Origin of the sequence: Microbulbifer sp. THAF38, from assembly GCF_009363535.1 — a bacterium.
In the GTDB taxonomy this organism is placed as follows: Bacteria; Pseudomonadota; Gammaproteobacteria; order Pseudomonadales; family Cellvibrionaceae; genus Microbulbifer.
The window spans coordinates 431,307-449,927 of record NZ_CP045369.1; the positions used below are offsets into that span (position 1 = coordinate 431,307).

The 18,621-nt window shown below is 50.0% G+C and carries 18 protein-coding genes and 1 tRNA gene; 9 read left to right on the plus strand and 10 right to left on the minus strand.

Features of this window, described 5'->3' with window-relative positions; genetic code table 11:
- Positions 1 to 77: 77 nt before the first annotated feature.
- Positions 78 to 353 (minus strand): hypothetical protein, encoded by a 276-nt coding sequence (locus FIU95_RS01815; RefSeq protein ID WP_152450966.1) that lies wholly within the window; start codon positions 351 to 353, stop codon positions 78 to 80.
- A gap of 480 nt (positions 354 to 833) precedes the next feature.
- On the opposite strand from FIU95_RS01815, the gene FIU95_RS01820 reads away from it, so the two are divergent.
- Positions 834 to 1,781 (plus strand): GlxA family transcriptional regulator, encoded by a 948-nt coding sequence (locus FIU95_RS01820; RefSeq protein WP_152450968.1) that lies wholly within the window; start codon positions 834 to 836, stop codon positions 1,779 to 1,781.
- A gap of 203 nt (positions 1,782 to 1,984) precedes the next feature.
- Positions 1,985 to 3,040 carry a peptidase S41 gene (locus tag FIU95_RS01825; protein ID WP_152450970.1) on the plus strand — a complete coding sequence of 352 codons (1,056 nt, stop codon included), beginning with the start codon at positions 1,985 to 1,987 and terminating at the stop codon, positions 3,038 to 3,040.
- Positions 3,041 to 3,189: 149 nt separating this feature from the next.
- Here FIU95_RS01825 and FIU95_RS01830 read toward each other — a convergent pair whose 3' ends face one another.
- On the minus strand, positions 3,190 to 4,203 hold the full coding sequence (locus tag FIU95_RS01830; protein WP_152450972.1) for an NAD(P)-dependent alcohol dehydrogenase: 1,014 nt from the start codon (positions 4,201 to 4,203) through the stop codon (positions 3,190 to 3,192).
- A 419-nt stretch (positions 4,204 to 4,622) separates the two neighbouring features.
- Between FIU95_RS01830 and FIU95_RS01835 the strand changes: the two genes are divergently transcribed.
- The 3 genes from FIU95_RS01835 (at position 4,623) to FIU95_RS01845 (ending at position 7,068) form a co-directional block, all read left to right on the plus strand.
- Positions 4,623 to 5,570 carry an IS30 family transposase gene (locus tag FIU95_RS01835; RefSeq protein WP_152450975.1) on the plus strand — a complete coding sequence of 316 codons (948 nt, stop codon included), beginning with the start codon at positions 4,623 to 4,625 and terminating at the stop codon, positions 5,568 to 5,570.
- Between the two features lie 37 nt (positions 5,571 to 5,607).
- Complete coding sequence (locus FIU95_RS01840; RefSeq protein ID WP_216646293.1) at positions 5,608 to 6,111, plus strand: hypothetical protein; 504 nt, start codon at positions 5,608 to 5,610, stop codon at positions 6,109 to 6,111.
- 396 nt (positions 6,112 to 6,507) lie between these two features.
- Positions 6,508 to 7,068, plus strand: a complete 561-nt coding sequence (locus FIU95_RS01845; RefSeq protein ID WP_152450977.1) for a hypothetical protein — start codon at positions 6,508 to 6,510, stop codon at positions 7,066 to 7,068.
- 539 nt (positions 7,069 to 7,607) lie between these two features.
- On the opposite strand, the gene FIU95_RS01850 is transcribed toward FIU95_RS01845, so the two are convergent.
- The 6 genes from FIU95_RS01850 to rpsU all read right to left on the minus strand — a co-directional run bounded on the left by FIU95_RS01850 (position 7,608) and on the right by rpsU (position 13,435).
- Positions 7,608 to 7,684 (minus strand) — tRNA-Ile (locus FIU95_RS01850).
- Positions 7,685 to 7,991: 307 nt separating this feature from the next.
- Complete coding sequence (locus tag FIU95_RS01855; protein ID WP_152450979.1) at positions 7,992 to 8,411, minus strand: diacylglycerol kinase; 420 nt, start codon at positions 8,409 to 8,411, stop codon at positions 7,992 to 7,994.
- A gap of 90 nt (positions 8,412 to 8,501) precedes the next feature.
- Entirely contained in the window at positions 8,502 to 10,379 is a 1,878-nt protein-coding gene (gene rpoD / locus FIU95_RS01860; protein ID WP_152450981.1) for an RNA polymerase sigma factor RpoD, read from the minus strand.
- Between the two features lie 195 nt (positions 10,380 to 10,574).
- Positions 10,575 to 12,548, minus strand: a complete 1,974-nt coding sequence (dnaG, locus tag FIU95_RS01865) for a DNA primase (RefSeq protein ID WP_152450983.1) — start codon at positions 12,546 to 12,548, stop codon at positions 10,575 to 10,577.
- Positions 12,549 to 12,572: 24 nt separating this feature from the next.
- A complete protein-coding gene (locus FIU95_RS01870; protein WP_152450985.1) occupies positions 12,573 to 13,019 on the minus strand; it encodes a GatB/YqeY domain-containing protein in 447 nt (148 codons plus the stop codon).
- A 200-nt stretch (positions 13,020 to 13,219) separates the two neighbouring features.
- Positions 13,220 to 13,435: a 30S ribosomal protein S21 gene (gene rpsU, locus FIU95_RS01875; RefSeq protein WP_020411530.1), complete on the minus strand. Its 216-nt coding sequence runs from the start codon at positions 13,433 to 13,435 to the stop codon at positions 13,220 to 13,222.
- Between the two features lie 173 nt (positions 13,436 to 13,608).
- Between rpsU and tsaD the strand changes: the two genes are divergently transcribed.
- Genes tsaD through folK form a run of 3 tightly spaced genes read left to right on the plus strand, consistent with a single transcriptional unit; the run spans position 13,609 to position 15,570 of the window.
- Positions 13,609 to 14,643 (plus strand): tRNA (adenosine(37)-N6)-threonylcarbamoyltransferase complex transferase subunit TsaD, encoded by a 1,035-nt coding sequence (gene tsaD, locus FIU95_RS01880; protein WP_152450987.1) that lies wholly within the window; start codon positions 13,609 to 13,611, stop codon positions 14,641 to 14,643.
- A 43-nt stretch (positions 14,644 to 14,686) separates the two neighbouring features.
- Positions 14,687 to 15,076, plus strand: coding sequence for a dihydroneopterin aldolase (folB, locus tag FIU95_RS01885; protein ID WP_152450989.1), 390 nt, complete (start codon positions 14,687 to 14,689; stop codon positions 15,074 to 15,076).
- Between the two features lie 2 nt (positions 15,077 to 15,078).
- The gene (gene folK, locus FIU95_RS01890; RefSeq protein ID WP_152450991.1) at positions 15,079 to 15,570 is read left to right on the plus strand and encodes a 2-amino-4-hydroxy-6-hydroxymethyldihydropteridine diphosphokinase; all 492 of its coding nucleotides are present in this window, start codon (positions 15,079 to 15,081) and stop codon (positions 15,568 to 15,570) included.
- Between the two features lie 68 nt (positions 15,571 to 15,638).
- On the opposite strand, the gene FIU95_RS01895 is transcribed toward folK, so the two are convergent.
- A complete protein-coding gene (locus FIU95_RS01895; RefSeq protein WP_152450993.1) occupies positions 15,639 to 16,751 on the minus strand; it encodes an NADH:flavin oxidoreductase in 1,113 nt (370 codons plus the stop codon).
- Positions 16,752 to 16,899: 148 nt separating this feature from the next.
- Between FIU95_RS01895 and FIU95_RS01900 the strand changes: the two genes are divergently transcribed.
- Complete coding sequence (locus tag FIU95_RS01900; protein WP_152450995.1) at positions 16,900 to 17,361, plus strand: helix-turn-helix domain-containing protein; 462 nt, start codon at positions 16,900 to 16,902, stop codon at positions 17,359 to 17,361.
- Positions 17,362 to 17,381: 20 nt separating this feature from the next.
- Here the strand turns inward: FIU95_RS01900 and FIU95_RS01905 are convergent, their stop codons facing one another.
- Positions 17,382 to 18,440 (minus strand): type 1 glutamine amidotransferase domain-containing protein, encoded by a 1,059-nt coding sequence (locus tag FIU95_RS01905; RefSeq protein ID WP_152450997.1) that lies wholly within the window; start codon positions 18,438 to 18,440, stop codon positions 17,382 to 17,384.
- Positions 18,441 to 18,621: the final 181 nt, after the last annotated feature.

The following is an 18,621-nucleotide window of genomic DNA, read 5'->3' on the forward strand; positions in this document are numbered from 1 at the left end:
TTGTTAGGATGACATGGTGTATTGAAAGCAGGATTAGATCTTCCGTTTATTAATGGCAGGCAACTAGGTGTATTGAGTTAGCGAGCCAGGTGAACATTAATTACTTCACAATTCTCTTTGTTTACTGTGGCCGTTGGCATACCACCGCTGTTAGGGTTGGTGTCGGGATTCTTGGGTACAATGATGTACATACGATGGTAGTTCCGCAGTAAATAGTCTTTCTTATCTACGCTTAACCAAGGGTATTCCCTCGCAATAGCGGCTACACCTCTTGCCAGAGCAATGCCATCGGTACAGTTGTTTAGTGTGGTGGTGGCCATAACTATGGCGAGCAGTGCAGGTGAGAAGATCATAAATCCTGTTCTTTGGCCGTAGTAAGAACTGATCGGCGGTACTAAGTTGTTATAGGAGGAGTATAACTAACTCAGAGCCTTAGCTGTAGCGGTCCTAATCAGCATTATCTATGCCCCACTCTCCCTTGTAGAGTGATCTTCTCAGTTCAGTCACTCTACTAAAGTGATGCCTTTCTTCTATATAGCTCATCAAGTAAGCCCCTTTATTGTATTTTGGGCGCTATCTCTATTTGAATATCCACTTTAATAGTCCCAACTGAAACCACAAAAATAAGATCTATCCAGGAGAATGAACTCCCAATGCTTCACTACTGAGCGTAAACCCTTTAATCACAAAAAAGGGGATAGGGCGGTTTGCAACTGTTAGCGGTTGATAACAATAGACCCGCTCATATTGGTAGTCTATATGTCTGTATTTGTCGTAATTGTGTCTCATAAGACACCTCCTAAGCTGTAGAATGGATTTATGGAGGAGACACTATGAGTAGGAAGATTGGTTTTTTTATTGCCGATGGATTTCAGGCCCTAGATCTTTTCGGCCCCCTGGATGCCTTTATGGAAGCCAACAGTTTTGTCAGTGAGGCTTATTCTTGCTGCTTGCTCGGTCTTTCTACTGGAACAGTTAATACAGTTTATGGTCAGTCACTCTCGGTAGACTGCGATATTTTTGAGGCTCCCATAATCGATTACCTGGTAATTTGTGGTGGCACTGGGATGCGGCAGCTGGAATTGAATTCAAAGCAGCTCAATGCCTTGAGGTTGATCGCAAAAAATGCCACAAGAGTGGTGAGTATTTGTACCGGTGCTTTTGTTCTAGCAAAGGTATTTCCAGAGCAAAGTCATAGAGTTACTACACATTGGCGACATTGCCGCCAATTGGCACAGCAGGCAGTAAATTATCAAGTGGAAGAGGATCCCCTGTTTATTGAAAGTGAGGGAATCTGGTCTTCTGCCGGTGTTTTATCCGGTGTAGACCTAGCCTTAGAGATTATTCGCAGGGACCACGGCAACACTATTGCTGCCAGTGTTGCTAAGGAGCTGGTGGTCTATTTACAGCGTCGCGGGGGACAGGCGCAGTACTCAGACCTATTACAAGTGCAGTCTGGCGATAGTATGCGTCTCAACCCCCTGCTGGAGTGGTTGGCTGAAGACTACCAAAAATCTATTAGTGTCTCCGATATGGCTGAGAGAATAGCTATTAGTGAACGTCAGTTGACTCGCTTATTCAAACGTCATTTACATAGCACGCCCAGCCAGTATTTAAATCAAATTCGTCTCAACCGGGCGCGTGACTTGATTACCTGCGAGTCCCTGAGTTTGGAGCAAGTGGCTCTACGGGTAGGGTTTTCCAGTTATGATAGTTTTCGTCGGGCATTTCACCTTCAGTTTGGAGTATCTCCCTCTTCTTTCAGCCGGAATCCAGTATGAAACAAAAATTATTTTTGATTACCTATTTATTATTTTTCTCATGCCAAGCCTACACGCTTGAAGCTGAAGAGGTGGACCTATGGAAGGAAGATATACAGTAATTACACAGCTTAATTGAGGCACGTCACATTGATCCGTTTGTTAATATTGAGAAATATGAATTCGATGAGCAAATTGATAAGCTGCTTGAAAGTTTGCCCAATATGAATGAAGCGGAAGTAGAAGTGGGAGTAATGCGCATAATGCGTAGTATTGGAGATGCTCACACCTCCTATAATATAATGTCTGGTCCTCATAAACATTACCCATTTCGATTTAAATGCTTTGGCGATAAGCTTAAAGTGGTAGATTCTGTAGAGAAATACAGTTTTTTGCGGGGGGCTGATCTAACTGCGATCAATGGTTATACCATACCTAAATTAGAGCAGTATCTGGCACCTTTTGTAAATTATGTTGAGAACCCATATAGTTTTAAATTTTCCTTAAGCTTCCATGTCACTTTAGCTAAGTTTCTCTATGGCGTTGGCATTACTGATGGGCAAGGTGAGGTAACTTATCAGTTTTCAAAAGATGGTAAACCTATCTCTATAAAAGTGAACTCTGTTTCTATGGGGGAATTCGGTAGATTGAGTACACAGTATCCGGTTTTGGTGCCTGATATTAACTACTATAATATAGATTTGCCTGGTATCCGTCTGGCCTTCCTGAGTAAGTACGATACAATTTACTTGAATTTTGATAATTATCCGGAGTTGATTGAGCTTCAAAAGCAGTGTGAAAATATTATCGATGTCATGCGTGCTAGCAGAGCACGTAATCTTGTTATCGATTTTCGAGATAATCATGGTGGAAACTTTTACGTAGGTTTGGCTCTCTCCTCATGTATTCAAAGACTGGATCAGTTCGACTGGCGCAACGGCATATTTGTAATGATTGATGAAGGTACTCAATCAGCAGCGATGAGTAATGCCGCCCAGTATCAGCAAATTCTTAATGCCACCTTGGTGGGGGCTCCGACAGGTGCTGATCCAAATATAGCTGCTGAGACTAACCGTTTCAGGCTTAAAAATTCGAATAGAGAAGTAAGTATTTCTAAGCGTTATTATCGTTTTATTCAATCACCTGCTGATGCGCTTTATCCAGATTTTCCGGCGATGACTAGCTGGCGTGACTACAAGCAGGGTAAAGACGGAGCACTATTGCAGTTACTTAACCATATTCAAGATACAAATCGTGAAAGGCAGATCAAGTCATCGTAAATATCATCTTTCGCCTTGGAATTAAAACACTGCTCTCGGAGTTCTATAAAATAGATATGCCGATAGCGAGCTCCGATGGCTTATCTACAGTTAACGCCGAAAGCAGTGTGTTATTTTTTTCTTATGCAGTAGAGCTTAAAAACAAATAATTACCACTCCACACAAATCTTACCAAAATGTGATCCGCTGGTTTGGTATTCAAAAGCTTTCTCTAGTTCAGAAAATGGGAATGTCTTGTCGATAACCGGATGTACTGCATTACTTTCCAGTGCTGCAACATAATCCTGCTGTTCACAGCGATTTCCCACAACCAGCCCCTGTAGACGAGCCTGTTTTCCCATCAATAGAGCTGTTGGGACTTCTCCCTCTCTGCCGGTTAACACCCCAATCAGAGATATATGGCCCCCGACCCTAACTGACTGAATGGATTGTTCCAAAGTTGCGGGACCACCCAGCTCGATAATGTGATCGACCCCTGTGCCATGGGTTAACTCCAACACTTTTTCTGACCACTGTGTATGAGTCTTATAGTTAATACCATGTGTTGCCCCCAATTTCATGGCTCGTTCCAGTTTCTCATCGGAGGATGAGGTCACAATCACTCGGGCACCCAACATATTAGCAATTTGAATTACGGCAATGGATACGCCACCAGTGCCCAGAGTTAATATGGTATCTCCAGGTTTTACTTTGCCATCGCTCACCAGGGCCCTCCAGGCCGTGAGGCCTGCTGTGGTAATGGTGGCGGATTCAGTGTGGCTCCAGCCTTTGGGTGCGAGGGTAAATGCAGTGGCATCACGTACTACATACTGGGCAGCCATTCCATCAATGCCATCTCCTGGCGTATTGGCAAAGCCCCAAACATTGTGACACGCGGGCCCGGCTTGCCATTGGGGAAAAAAGCAGGAAACTACGGAATCGCCTACCTTAAATTCAGTGATTCCCTCGCCAACGGCCTCTACGGTGCCTGCGCCATCTGACATCAATATACGACCATTCTCTGTGGATATACTGCCGTCGGCGACCAGTAAATCATGGAAGTTGAGTGAGGATGCGCCAATAGCAACCCGAATCTGCCCTGGTCCCGGTTTGCCGGGGTCATCAATTTCACTCAGAGAAATGTTCTCCAAGCCTCCAGGCGCTTTAAGCGTCAATGCTTTCATAATACTCACCTTTTTGTTGAATAACGCGGTCACATGCTTGTATTTAACTCAACCGACGATGATCTGTGATCATGGGGTTAAAACTGGCAGTTCTCAAGTAGCATGAGGCGAGACTTCGGAAGCCTAGATCGAGTCCAGATACTACAAAGGAGTACCAGAGAAGTATTCCGCTGCTGACGACCCCATTGTATTTTTATGAAAATGGCTTAAATAGGTGGAGCATTAAGCTCGTTAGGACAGTTTTTATTAAGCGAAGCAATCTTTGAAAACACTATATTTCATAAGCATATAAAATTTGCTTGCTTACATATCTAACTTAATTTCCTAGATTCTCACAATAACCGACACACTTGGCGATAGCGAAGGAGGCCAGCTGGTTGTAGGCTAGTAAGCTTCCACACAAACAAGCCAGGAACCTCATGGGAACCCGTACCAACCAGCTGACCTTGAAAGAACGATACCAGATTGAGGTCCTTAATGGGCAGAACTATTCAGCCCGAGCCATTGGACTACGCCTCAATAGATCCAATAAGACCATCTCTCGTGAGCTTGGTCGTTACAGCCCTTACTGTGCCGAGAGTGCCCACCGTCAGGCACTGCAACGACGGCACGGAGCTATTAAACATACCAAGCTCGACTTTGCCATGCAGGTACAAATCGACCACCAGCTGAAAAATGCAAGTCCTGAACAAATCGCTGGGCGAATGCAGCTTGAGAGGTGTGCGAAAACGGTTAGTTGTTCAACAATTTACCGCTGGGTCAGTCGACTTAACTGGAGGTCACGTCTGCCAAGGAAAGCCAAACCTTATCAGAAACGGGCAGGTTCCGAGGCAGGCGTAAAGCTTATTCCAGAGCGCATAGATATTGATCAAAGACCTGCGATTGTCGATGAAAACACTGAGATCGGTCACTGGGAAGGCGATACAGTTTATGGTCAAGATGGCTATCTGGTGACACTGGTTGAACGAGTTTCCAAATTATTGCTCACTCGCAGAGTCCCAAATAAGAGCAAGAAAACAGTGAGCCGGGCGATCAAGCAGATGTTGAAGCCATATCAGGCCATCTGTAAAACCATCACCTTCGATAATGGAGGAGAATTTGCAGGTCATCAATCGATTGCGCAGAAGCTAGGATGCAGAATATATTTTGCGAAACCTTACCACTCTTGGGAACGCGGGCTGAACGAAAACACTAATGGCCTTTTGAGGCGCTTCTTCCCAAAAGGAGTGGAAATTGGCAAGATACCAAAAAGCCGTATTGATGACGCAGTGTTTCGAATCAATACTCGACCTAGGAAAGTACTAAATTACTTGAGCCCGCTGGAATTTTTGGCGGGTAAACGTGTGTCACTTATGTTGGCAATCTAGGTTTTATGTTCCCATGCAGAATATGGAGTTAATCGAGATGGGTAGAGTTATGAGGAAGTATATAAGGCTTTATATTTGGATTTTAGTCTTTTTGTCTGTGGTTACACTCGTAGTTTCTAAAGTATTGGCGGAAGAGTGGTCTTATAAGGATGATAGATCCTCCCCTGAAGCACTGATAGAAAGCTACTACTATGCAATTAATCACCGTTATTATGCTCAAGCCTACAGCTACTTAATTAATCCTCCGGCAGATTTTAACCAATGGAAAGAAGGCTACGGCGATACTAAATCTGTAAAAGTAAAATTTGGAGCGACCAGTCCAGATCCTGGGGCAGGACAAATTTATTGGGCCTTGCCAGTGGCATTGTTAGCTAAGAAAACGGATGGAAAAACGGTAGTGTATTCTGGATGCTATGTCATTCATATGATAAACCCTGGGATGCAGGGCGACCCTCCTTATAAGCATATGGGGATTTTCAGAGTCTCTTTAAAGGAAACGAATCAGCCCTTTGAGGAGGCTGTTCCGAAATTATGCAAATAATATACTCATATGAATTCTAAGGTAATGTATATTAAAACTTTACTCCTCCTGACCTTTTCAGTTGAGATATGCAAATGTAATAAAAGGTCATAACGCGAGTACGTTAGTTTTCCCAAAGAGTGCCCACTTTGTTGATTTAGCAGATATATAAATCCAATTTTTCATGGCTAAGTTAAATAGTAGTCAAAAAACAGAAAAGGTGGAGACTTACTGAGCTTGTTGTCCGTGAGGGAGAGAGATAATCATGTTTCTAGCATATTCTGATTATCGTTATTTATCGGACGCATCCTTGATAGAGACTGAAGTATCTAACCATTTATCAAAAAAATTATAGTAGAATAGACACCCTGCAATTGGTATTATTTTTGTTTAAAAAACACACAGGCTGGAGCTTCAATGAGATTACTTAAAGCATTGTCTATAATTTATACCACTCTTTATATGGTTGGTTGTGGCTACGTAACCGCTAACTACGGCGCTACTCCAGAAAATGTAAATGCTATTAAGGCTGCTGGTGAGGGTCGAGTATCTGTTAATAAGTTTTCATCTGTTTCAGGTAAGGAGCATACATCCATAGGTTGCCGTGCCGCTGGCCCAATTAAAAATCAAAATGATCAAACTTTTGAATCGTATATTCATAATGCATTCATCAATGAATTAAAGATGGCTGATGCTTATGATGAGAGTTCAGAAGTATCTATTCGAGGAGAGATTACAGAGTTGGACTTCAACTCAAACATTGGCGCAGGTAAATGGAAGCTTTCAGCAACTATTTCTTCTTCATCCAATAAAGGTTATAAAGTCGAATCTATATATCCTTTCTCCACGAACTGGGTTGCAGATAAGGCCTGCCAGCAAGTCGCTCAGGCTTTCCAACCTGCAGTATCCGACCTCATTAATAAAATCGTTACACATCCAGAGTTTTCTTCTTTGGTGAAAGGCGATCACTCTAATTAAGTGGAAAATAGGAGTGGGTAAATCTGAAAATATTTATCTACTCCTTTCATCTAGAAAACTCACTATAAAGATTAAATATCACTACTAGCCGTTTCTAGAGGTTGAGGTCTTGCTTATCTACCTCAGGTTTCTCACTTTAACCGATCGGTTCTGAAAAAATTGGTGCGGTCTCATAGCACTTTGCTTGTTTGTTTTTTCAGTGGCTACTCGGTTCGATACCATCCAGCAGTAGCTGGCGGGTATCATCTCGCTTCAGTCGTGTCGCTTAAGGCAGATTTTTGGATGCGCACCGGGGGTCAACAGCTTGTGTGGGGTGGCGATACCTGAAACTCTGTCAGCGCTGTCGGGCTATCCCTGTGGTGGCGGGACTACGGCCGAACCTTTGGGGGGATCTAAACTAATAGTTTTAAAAGTTACCCTCGAACTTACTTTCTTAGCTCCAAAGTTTGGGAGGATGTATTAAGCCGTGCTGGGCTAAAGAATAACGCGGAAAGCTAAGCGTGTCGCAGGATTAACTGGGGTTTTTAGGGGTAGCGAAATGGTGGGCCCTCCGGGACTTGAACCCAGGACCTGCCGATTATGAGTCGGATGCTCTAACCAACTGAGCTAAGGGCCCACACTATGCTTGCGGGTATCGTTGCAAGCGGTTGGGCAAAGTACAAGATTTTTCCTTTTAAATCAATGCCTTTGTGGCAGAGATTTCTTCCCATCGAGTTTTCGAAACAACGTCAATCCCAGTGGCTATTATTTGATCGAATCTTTCTGTTGAGTTTGCTGACCTAGATAACAAGGGTTGAGCGCCACTATTTTAATTGTTGGTACGCTTGTTTGGTTTGTTAGCTCAAGTTGGTACGGTTGTTCAAATATTAAAAAGGGAGGCTAAGCCTCCCTTTTTAATATTTAATACTTTTTAATTAGCACGGCTAAATCGGCAGTTTGGGGATCACGATACAACCCCAGACGATAAACCACATTAATAGGGCCACTGCCACGGCGGCAGAGCCGGTGTCTTTGGCGATCTTGGCCAGTGGGTGCTTCTCGGCTCCTATACGGTCCACAGTGGCCTCAATAGCGCTGTTGATCAGCTCCAAAGGCAATACCACCAGGCTAACAGCTATCAATACGGCGCGTTCAGCAGGGGTGTCTCCAACCCAGAGGGCAAAAGGGACAAAGAAGATAGCGAGGATCACTTCAATACGAAAGGCTTCCTCATTACGCCAGGCGGCGGTGAGACCTTCACTTGAATATTTGGCGGCGGCAATCAGGCGGGCAATGCCTTTTTTACCTGGCTTGTTGGCGACTTCTTCAGACTCTTCCGGTTTATTGGCGACTTCTTTTTGCATGCTGCTCTCCTGCCATCCGTAGGCCCTTGCGGGCGGTCATGATTGTGTCACATAAAAAAGCCCGGTCGAACCGGGCTTTTTCGTGGGGGCTTACTCGTCGAGGAAGCTCCGCAGGTGCTCCGATCGGGATGGGTGCCTCAGCTTGCGCAGGGCCTTGGCCTCGATCTGGCGGATACGTTCACGGGTTACATCGAACTGCTTACCCACCTCTTCCAGGGTGTGGTCGGTATTCATGTCGATACCGAAGCGCATACGCAGTACCTTGGCTTCACGCGCGGTCAGGCCGGACAGCACGGAGCGGGTGGCGTCGTGCAGGCCGGTCTGGGTGGCGGTGTCCACCGGAGAGGACTGGTTCTGGTCTTCGATAAAGTCACCCAGGTGCGAGTCTTCATCGTCACCGATAGGAGTCTCCATGGAAATGGGCTCCTTGGCGATCTTGAGGACTTTACGCACCTTGTCTTCCGGCATTTCCATACGCTCGCCCAGCTCTTCTGGAGTGGGCTCGCGACCCATCTCCTGCAACATCTGGCGGCTGATACGGTTGAGCTTGTTGATAGTCTCAATCATATGCACCGGAATGCGGATGGTGCGCGCTTGGTCTGCGATGGAGCGGGTGATGGCCTGACGAATCCACCAGGTGGCGTAGGTGGAGAACTTGTAGCCGCGGCGGTATTCAAACTTGTCTACCGCCTTCATCAGGCCGATATTGCCCTCCTGAATCAGGTCCAGGAACTGTAAGCCACGGTTGGTGTACTTTTTGGCGATAGAGATCACCAGGCGCAGGTTAGCTTCCACCATTTCCTTTTTGGCGCGGCGGGAGCGGGCTTCGCCGATGGACATGCGGCGGTTGATCTCTTTGATCTGGCCTACGTCTAGGCCGGAGCGCTCCTGGCACTGGGCCAGCTTACGCTGCGCGCGGACGATATCGTCTACCACATGGCGCAATGCGTCAGAGTAGTCGCGCTTCTTTTTGATGATCGCGGGGATCCAATCTTCATTGGTCTCGTTGCCGGGAAATTCCTTGATAAAGGTCTTGCGCGGCATGCGAGCACGCTTGATGCACAAATTCATAGTGACGCGCTCTTGCCTGCGCACACTATCGAGAATGTCGCGAACTTCGCCGTAGAGCGGATCGAACTGGCGTGGTGCCAACTTGAAGTAGCGGAACAGATCGGCGACGGCTTCCAGAGCAGCACCGGCTTCCTTGGAGTCACGACCGTGGGTGGCGATAGCCTCATCGGCGGCTTTCTGCGCGGCGATCAGCGCATTCATGCGCTCGGCCAGCTCTTCTGGATCGAGACCGCCGGCGTTTTCCTCTTCTTCCTCACTGGAGGAGTCGTCGGCGTCATCCGAGTCATCGTCCTCCTCGCCTTCAGAAGACTCGCTGCTGCTGTTGCTGCTTACTTCGGCAGCCTGGCCGGCTTGGGCTCCAGGTGGTACGTCTTCGGCGGGGTCGAGCCAGCCGGAAATTACGTCTGGGATACGGCGCTCTTCCTTCTCGATCAGTGCGTACTCATCGATGATTTGCTTTACTGCGCCAGGCCAGTAGGCGAGGGCTGCCATCAGCTCGCGCAGGCCCTCTTCGATACGCTTGGCAATGGCGATTTCGCCCTCGCGCGTGAGCAGCTCTACGGTGCCCATTTCGCGCATATACATACGTACCGGATCGGTGGTGCGGCCTACATCAGACTCAACTGCAGCCAGTGCGGCGGCAGCTTCGGCAGCGGCGATTTCATCGGCGGAACTGTCGCCCTCGGCCATCAACAACTCTTCGGCATCAGGGGCGCTTTCAAACACCTTGATGCCCATGTCGTTGATCATGCCAATAATGTCTTCCACCTGATCCGGATCGGAAATATCTTCCGGGAGGTGGTCATTTACCTCGGCATAGGTGAGATAGCCCTGCTCTTTACCGCGGGCGATCAACTCCTTAATGCGGGAGGTCTGTTGCTGGGTTTTGTCGGTCATGCACAACCCTGAATTCTGGGGATGAAAATACGGGACAAAGACGCGGGATTATAGCGTATTTGCACTAGCAATAACCACTCTAGCTGTCAAGTAACGGCTCTGGTGCGAAGTTTAGGGTGCTGGGGTTCCCGATCCCGCCCGGCGGGGTGAGTGAATATAGTGCTGAGGCCGCAGTTTTCAAGGGGTTATTGCAGATTAATTGTCTTTTTTGCGCCAATTGGCCAATAAAGCCAGTTGTTCTTCCTGGCTGAGCTGGGCACCGGCTTTTAACTGAGCTAAAAGATTGCGATTGCGCTGTTTGGCATCGGACTTTTCCAGGTGGCGCAGGCAGTCGCTGAACTCAGCCAGAGGGTCGTATTCCAGGTTGCTGTCTCCCTGGGCCAGGTGGCGAACCCCGGATACCAGGGGGGATATGGCCAGTTTTGCCAGTATATCGCTGGATTCAGCGCCGTGATGGGCGCGCCAGTGGCCGATCAACTGGCGGAAATTAAGCTGTGGACGACTTTTGAAAAGTTCTACCAGTTGTGCAAATAGCGCCAGGTCTGGGTTGCCGGTGCTGTGGAACTGTTGCAAGTCTTCAATCTGTGCGGCCAACTCCGGGTGGTGCAGTATCAATGCCACCAACATACGCTCAGGGGGCAGGCGGTACTGGCCTGTGCGGCGCGGGCTGTCTGCGAGAGCTGGGGAGTATTCTGGATGAGCCTCGCCTTCGCGGGGCCAGGGTTCTGGTGGGGTGCGGTGCTGGAGCTCCTCACTCAGGTCGGCAGAGGGGTTTGGGGCTGGATTGGCGGTTGCCGGTTGTGCCTGTGCCCGCTGTATCTGGGCGTTACGGCTTTTCTCCGCGCGAATCACCTCCTGTAGGGTCTCCTTGTCGAGACCGGTACGCGAGGCGAGCTGCTGGAACATCAGTTGGCGGTAAACGCCTTCTGGCAGCAAATCTAGCAGGGGAGCAGAAAGCTTGGACAGGCGTGCGCGGCCGTCCATGGTCTGCAAGTTGATATCTTCGCTGAGCAGATCAAAGAGGAAGTCCTCCAGGGGACGTGCCTGCTCTTCTATTAGCTGTTGGAATCGTTCGCCGCCCAATTGGCGAACCAGGGTGTCTGGGTCTTCTCCTTCCGGTAGCAACAAAAAACGCAGACTGCGGCCGTCCTGCATATGGGGCAGGGCAGACTCCAGTGCGCGGCGCGCTGCGGCGCGGCCGGCACGGTCACCATCAAAGCAAAAAAGCAACTCACTGGTATGGCGGAAGGCCAGCTGGATATGCTCCTCGCCGCAGGCGGTGCCGAGGGTGGCTACGGCGCAGCGAATACCGAACTGAGCCAGGGCTACCACATCCATGTAGCCCTCTACCACGATCAGGCGTTCCAGGTTGCGATTGGCCTGGCGCGCTTCCCACAGGCCGTAGAGTTCGCGGCTCTTGTGGAAGATCGGGGTTTCCGGGGAGTTAAGGTACTTGGGCTTTTCGTCCCCCAGCACCCGCCCACCGAAGGCAATAGTGCGGCCGCGCTGGTCGCGGATAGGGAAGATAATGCGGTTGCGGAAGCGGTCGTAATGGTGGCGCCCGCCGGGTTTGCTGTTGCCATCGCTGTCCTGGCGGCGGATAACGAGCCCGGCCAGCTCCAGCTGGTCGGCTTTCTCTGCGTTGTCTGCTAGGGCATTGAGCAAATTATCCCAGCCGGGAGGGGCCAGGCCGATATCAAAATCTCGTGCGATTTCCCCGGATAGGCCGCGATTGCGCAGATAGGCAACGGCGCTGCCAGCAGCGGGGTGGCTGCGCAGCTGCTCCCGGTAGAACTCCGCAGCTTTTTCCGCGAGCTGGTAGAGGCTCTGGCTTTCCCGCTGGCGTTTCTCCTGCCCTGGGGCGAGCTGTTCTCGAGGAACTTCCAGGCCACGGGTGGCCGCCAGTTTCTCTACGGCTTCGGGAAATGGCAGGCGATCGTACTCCATCAAGAAGCCGATCGCGTTGCCGTTGGCGCCGCAGCCGAAGCAGTAGTAGAACTGCTTGTCCGGGCTCACGGTAAAAGAGGGAGTCTTTTCGTCGTGGAAGGGGCAGCAGGCGGAGTAGTTTTTTCCCGTCTTGCGCAGCTTAACCCGGCTGTCCACCAGCTCGACGATATCTGCGCGGGCGAGCAGATCGTCGATAAAGTGCTGGGGGATTTTACTGGGCATAGTGTTCCGTAATCGGCTTGGAGGTTAGGCCAGCTGAGCCTTAACCAGTTTGCTCACGGCACCCATATCTGCACGGCCCTGTACCTGGGGCTTCACCTGGGCAATCACTTTACCCATGTCCGCCATGCCGCTGGCTCCGGTACTCTGCACTGCTGAGGTGACAATCTCGCTGATTTCTGCTTCGGTCAACTGCTTGGGCAGGAACTCCTGGATAACCTCGATCTCGGCTTGTTCCACCGCTGCCAACTCGGCGCGGCCGGCCTTTTCGTACTGGGTGATGGAATCGCGGCGCTGCTTGGTCATCTTGTCCAGCAGGGCGAGGATACGCGCGTCATCCAGATCGATGCGCTCATCCACTTCAACCCGCTTGATCTCAGCATTGATCAGACGCAGGGTGGCCAGGCGCTCTTTGTCGCGCGCTTTCATTGCGTCTTTAGTGGCTTGAGTCAGGGTGTCCTTGAGAGTGCTCATAGTGAGTGTTCCGGGATTGGCATTGATTGTGGTTTAGGGAGTTGAGCGCTAAGGATAGCGCGTCTGCCGTGCTTGGAGAATGCGGTTGGCAGAACGAAAAACGGCGCGCGAGTAGGGCTCGCACGCCGTTTTGAATACCGCTACGGGGCTGAGCCCGTCTGGCTGCCTCGCTGCGACAGGCTTAATGCTGCCTGCGGCTCTTAGTAGAGGCGCTGGAACTTGCGGTTTTCGCGCTGCAGCTTCTTGGCGTGACGCTTAACTGCGGCAGCAGCTTTGCGCTTGCGTACTGCGGTCGGCTTCTCGTAGAACTCGCGACGACGTACTTCAGACAGTACGCCTGCTTTTTCACAGGAGCGCTTAAAACGGCGCAGAGCGATATCGAAAGGTTCGTTGTCTTTGATTCGTACAGAGGGCATTAGGATACCTGTTAAAATTCGTTTCTCTCGGCCATTCCGGCAATGCTCTCGCAGTTGCATCCGGTGGCCGGTTCACAGCGAGGGCGCAAATTCTAAACACTCCCATACGGGATCGCAACCCTATTTTCCAGTATGATAAGCACCCCTCGAAGTAGTCACGAGAATGAAATCAAGTGCGCGTCCTCGGTATAGAAACCTCCTGCGACGAAACTGGCGTTGCAATCTACGATTCGGAGTCCGGTCTGCTCGGCCACGCCCTGTTTAGTCAAGTTGACTTGCACGCCGATTACGGTGGTGTAGTGCCTGAGCTGGCGAGCCGCGACCATGTGCGCAAACTCTTGCCGCTGGTGCGCCAGCTAATGGCTAAAACCAATACCCGGCCCTCCGACCTGGATGGCGTAGCTTATACCGCCGGTCCAGGCTTGGTTGGCGCACTGATGGTGGGCGCCTGTGCCGGCCGCGCCCTGGCGTATGGCTGGGGGGTGCCCGCTGTGGCGGTGCATCATATGGAGGGGCATTTATTAGCTCCGATGCTGGAGGACAATCCACCGGCTTTTCCTTTTGTGGCCTTGCTGGTCTCTGGTGGTCATACCCAATTAGTAGAAGTGCGCGGTCTTGGCGACTACGAACTGATGGGGGAATCCTTGGACGATGCCGCTGGTGAAGCTTTTGACAAGGCCGCCAAGATGCTCGATCTGGACTACCCCGGTGGTCCGCGTTTGGCAGCCTTGGCTGAGGAAGGTGATCCCAAGCGCTTTACCTTCCCTCGCCCTATGACTGACCGACCGGGGCTGGATTTCAGCTTTTCGGGCTTAAAAACCTTCACCCTGACCACTGTGCGTCAGCACGCCCTCGAAGATGGCCTGCCGGATGAACAGACCTGTGCGGATATTGCGGCAGCCTTCCAAGAGGCGGTCGTGGATACTCTAGTGATTAAATGTCGTCGTGCAATTAAAGCCTCTGGTTATAAAACTCTGGTCATTGCCGGTGGGGTTTCCGCTAATAAATTGTTGCGTGAACGTTTGGAAACGAGCCTGCGCAAGGACGGTGCCAATGTCTACTATCCCCGCCATGAGTTTTGCACCGATAACGGCGCTATGATCGCCTATGCCGGTAGTTTGCGATTGAAAGCTGGGGAACAGACGAGCCTTGCAGTAGATGTACGCCCGCGTTGGCCTATGACTGAGCTGCCCAAAACTGAGCTTTAAAAACTCCAGGGTTAGCCTGGTAGTAAAAAGAAAAGAGCGATCAATGGATATTGTTTATATACGGGATTTAAAGGTGGATACCATTATTGGTATCTACGATTGGGAGCGGGAAGTACGCCAGACTGTTAGCCTTGATCTGGAAATGGCTTTCGATATCAGTGAAGCGGCACGCACAGACAATATTGAGTACACACTGAACTATAAAGCGGTGGCCAAGCGCCTGATCGCTTTTATTGAGAGCAGCGAATTCCTGTTGGTGGAAACCATGGCGGAACAGGCTGCGGCAATTGTCAGGGAAGAGTTTTCCGTAAGCTGGCTGCGACTGCGTTTGTCCAAGCCAGGCGCGGTCAGAGGGTCCAGGGATGTGGGTGTCATTATCGAGCGCGGCGAGAGGCCGGCAATAGGTGCAGCAGCGATGTCTGCGGGAGTATAAACGTGGCTCAGGTGTATCTCAGCCTCGGCAGTAATATCAATCGCGCGCAATATATTCGCGCAGCGCTGGATGCCCTGGCCGGGCGGTTTGGCGAATTACAGGTGTCCCGGATCTTCGAAAGTGAAGCGGTGGGCTTCCAGGGCGATAACTTTTACAACCTGGTGGTGGGGTTGCAAACTGACCTGCCGGTAGGGCAGCTGGCCCTGTGTCTACGTGGTATAGAAGATGCCAATGGCCGCCTGCGCTCCGGTCCCAAGTTCAGCGCGCGCACCCTGGATATTGATATTCTCACCTATGATCACCTGACCGGAACTGTCGACGGGGTAAAATTGCCTCGAGGTGAGATTGTAAAAAATGCCTTTGTTTTACAGCCTCTGGCAGAGATTGCACCTGAAGTACTGCATCCGGTCGAGCAGAAAACTTACCGTCAGCTGTGGAATGAGTACGACCAGGCTTCACAAAAATTGTGGCCGGTAGAATTTATTTGGCCGTGATTCCAATAATTTCTTAAAAAATGTATATAAAAAAGCAGCCCTTTGAGGCTGCTTTTTGTTAGGAATAATTAACTTAGGCTCATTAACGCTTCTTTGGTAAACGGCGTGATTTCCTCCGCGCGATCTTCACGTACCTTGGCGAACCAGTGTGGGTCTTGTAATAGCGCGCGGCCTACGGCAATTAAGTCGAACTCCTGGTTGTCCATACGGCGGGTCAATTCGCCTAAATCGGTAGGATTAGCGGTACCGCCCATGCCCTGGTTATTGCCACCGATAAAATCATCGTCAAGGCCGACACTGCCGACAGAAATTACCGGTTTTCCAGTCAGCTCCTTGGTCCAGCCTGCCAGGTTGAGATTAGAATCCTCAAATTCCGGCACCCAGAAGCGTCTTGTAGAGGCGTGGAAAATATCAACACCAGCTTCAACCAGCGGTGTCAGAAAGCGTTTCAGCTCTTCCGGGTTTTGCGCCAACTTGGCTTCGTAATCCTGCTGCTTCCACTGGGAGTAGCGCAGCACTATGGCGAAATCTTCGCCTACGGCTTCACGTACCGCCTTGATAATTTCCACTGCAAAGCGGGTGCGATTTTCGATGGAGCCACCGTACTCGTCATCGCGTTGGTTGGTACCTTCCCAGAAAAACTGGTCGATCAGGTAGCCGTGGGCGCCGTGAATCTCTACGCCGTCAAATCCAATTTCCTTGGCTGCTTTCGCCGCGTCCGCAAAAGCTTCTACAACTTCCTGGATGTCCTCTTTGCTCATCACCTGGCCATTGGGCTTGCCGGGTTTGAACAGGCCTGAGGGAGAGTAGCCGGGCACTGATTTATCCGGGCCTATGCCCTCTTTGCGCACGGAGCCTACGTGCCATAACTGCGGGATAATCTGGCCACCGGCAGCGTGTACTTCGTCTACCACTTTTTTCCAGCCGGCGAGAGCGGCTTCACCGTATATTGCTGGGACATTCTCGTAGCCGTTTGCGGCTTTATGATTAACGAAGGTACCTTCGGTAATAATCAGCCCCACTTCACCCTCGGCGCGGCGGCGGTAATAGCCGGCCACTTGGTCATTGGGGGCATAGCCCGGCGACATAGTGCGGGTCATAGGTGCCATTGCGACCCGGTTGCGAAGCTTTAGGGATTTATGCTCGAAAGGACGCAGTAGGTTGTCCAGGGAACCACTCATATTTCTCTCCTGAATGTCTCGATTCAACACTGGGACTCACTGGTCCCACTAGGTCACAATTAAAACGGTTGCGTTATAAGACCTTATTTTAAGGTTGAGTTCAATATCTGGTTTCGTATTGCAACTCTTTTACCGGTATACTAGGGGTATGTCACGTAAACGCTTTGATGATCTTGATTGCTCCCTGGCTTGCGCCCTAAATGAGGTGGGGGACTGGTGGTCCCTGTTGATAATTAAGCAGGCGATGCTGGGTACCCGCCGTTTTGTGGATTTCCAAAGAAACCTGGGAATTGCCAAAAATATCCTTGTGGATCGGTTATCCCGTTTGGTGGAAAACGAAGTGCTGGTGCGCTTTGATGCGGGTGAACACGGCACTCGCTATGAGTACCGCTTAACGGAAAAAGGCCGGGATCTGTTTACGGTGGTAATCGCCCTGCGTCAGTGGAACCTGCGTTGGAATGGCAATAAAGATGGGATGCATCTGGTCGATAAAATCAGTGGCGAACCAATCTCTGAAGTGGCTGTGCAGAATGTCCAGGGACAGAAACTCAGTATCCGCGATGTATTATTTGTGGATGAAAATGGCCAGCCCCTGGATCAGGCTGGCTAGCTGGCTTTTGAGGGGCTCTATCAATCCTGGCTCTTGGACAGCAGTCTGATTATGTCCAGAGCCCTGCCCGGCTCCCAACGCATTGCAGAGACAACGCCATGCATGGCCAGTAGGCGCTTGTCTATTTCCCCTTCCTCCTGAAGCTTATGCAATTTCTCTGTGGCCTCGGTAAAGCCGTGTTGCTCATAAGTGAGTAGTAATTTGACGGTCTGCTCCGCTGGAGTGACTTGGCGTGGAACAGGGGTATAGCCCATCGCGCTTACCATACTCTCAGCCGCCAGCCAGGTGGACCAGGGGTTTTGCCCGGTAATAAGCTGGCCATCCACACTGACTTGTTCCAGGTAAGTGGGCCCAGCCTGAAAAAACGCGCCCTGTTCACGTAAGCGATCCTCAAGCAGGAATGGAAATCGTTGCTCGGCGTCAGGGATAAGAAAAAGCTCCTCTTCGTTAGTAAAAGCACTGATCTGCCGATCGGCGATTAAGGGCTTGCCATTATCCAGGATGACATTGGCAAGGGCTGCTGGCCCGTGGCATACCGCTCCGATAATTTTGCCGCTGTTATAGATTTCCCGGACCAGGGACTGGATATGGGGATTGTCGGGGAAATCGAACATGGTGCCTTTACCGCCGACAAAAAATACGGCCTGGTAATCCTCTGCTGATACCTGATCGATAGGAATACTGTTGTTGACCTTTTGCTGTGCCTCCGGGTCATTGAGAAAGGCATAGTCGAAAGGCCCCAGATCATCTTTATCGATCACCGCAGGCGGTTTGCCACCTTTGGGACTGGCAATATCGACAATAAATCCGTTGGCTGAAAAGATGTAATAGGGGCGTGCCAGTTCCGTTAATTCATAACCAGTCGCCTTGCCACTATCCCCCATCGTTTCAGTACTGGTAGCAACAGCTAAGATTTTTCCTCGGCTTTCCCTGGGTAATTGTTGTAAATACGGCAGGTCACTGACTGTCGTAGTGGAAAAGTCCTGCTCTTGGAGTGGAATTAGGCCCTTAATCCAAATAATAAAACCAAAAAAGACGGACAAAGTCAGTGTCAGGGAAATAACAATTTTCTTAAACATATTAATCTCCAAAATTGTAGTAGCAGTCGGAAAATCTTCTAGTGAGTTCGTAGGAGAATAATGGATGGAAGGTGAAATTCAGGTGAGATTGCAGTTGCTATTTAGGAAGAAAGAAAAAGCTGCGCTCGAGATCGTATAAGGTATGGATGCCGATTCACTGTGCATCTCGAGCGCATACGGT

Excerpts from the sequence above, each read along its gene's own strand:
- FIU95_RS01815 (WP_152450966.1), bottom strand. The coding sequence starts at position 353 with ATGATCTTCTCACCTGCACTGCTCGCCATAGTTATGGCCACCACCACA.
- FIU95_RS01820 (WP_152450968.1), top strand. The coding sequence starts at position 834 with ATGAGTAGGAAGATTGGTTTTTTTATTGCCGATGGATTTCAGGCCCTA.
- FIU95_RS01825 (WP_152450970.1), top strand. The coding sequence starts at position 1,985 with ATGAATGAAGCGGAAGTAGAAGTGGGAGTAATGCGCATAATGCGTAGT.
- FIU95_RS01830 (WP_152450972.1), bottom strand. The coding sequence starts at position 4,203 with ATGAAAGCATTGACGCTTAAAGCGCCTGGAGGCTTGGAGAACATTTCT.
- FIU95_RS01835 (WP_152450975.1), top strand. The coding sequence starts at position 4,623 with ATGGGAACCCGTACCAACCAGCTGACCTTGAAAGAACGATACCAGATT.
- FIU95_RS01840 (WP_216646293.1), top strand. The coding sequence starts at position 5,608 with ATGGGTAGAGTTATGAGGAAGTATATAAGGCTTTATATTTGGATTTTA.
- FIU95_RS01845 (WP_152450977.1), top strand. The coding sequence starts at position 6,508 with ATGAGATTACTTAAAGCATTGTCTATAATTTATACCACTCTTTATATG.
- FIU95_RS01855 (WP_152450979.1), bottom strand. The coding sequence starts at position 8,411 with ATGCAAAAAGAAGTCGCCAATAAACCGGAAGAGTCTGAAGAAGTCGCC.
- rpoD (WP_152450981.1), bottom strand. The coding sequence starts at position 10,379 with ATGACCGACAAAACCCAGCAACAGACCTCCCGCATTAAGGAGTTGATC.
- dnaG (WP_152450983.1), bottom strand. The coding sequence starts at position 12,548 with ATGCCCAGTAAAATCCCCCAGCACTTTATCGACGATCTGCTCGCCCGC.
- FIU95_RS01870 (WP_152450985.1), bottom strand. The coding sequence starts at position 13,019 with ATGAGCACTCTCAAGGACACCCTGACTCAAGCCACTAAAGACGCAATG.
- rpsU (WP_020411530.1), bottom strand. The coding sequence starts at position 13,435 with ATGCCCTCTGTACGAATCAAAGACAACGAACCTTTCGATATCGCTCTG.
- folB (WP_152450989.1), top strand. The coding sequence starts at position 14,687 with ATGGATATTGTTTATATACGGGATTTAAAGGTGGATACCATTATTGGT.
- FIU95_RS01895 (WP_152450993.1), bottom strand. The coding sequence starts at position 16,751 with ATGAGTGGTTCCCTGGACAACCTACTGCGTCCTTTCGAGCATAAATCC.
- FIU95_RS01900 (WP_152450995.1), top strand. The coding sequence starts at position 16,900 with ATGTCACGTAAACGCTTTGATGATCTTGATTGCTCCCTGGCTTGCGCC.
- FIU95_RS01905 (WP_152450997.1), bottom strand. The coding sequence starts at position 18,440 with ATGTTTAAGAAAATTGTTATTTCCCTGACACTGACTTTGTCCGTCTTT.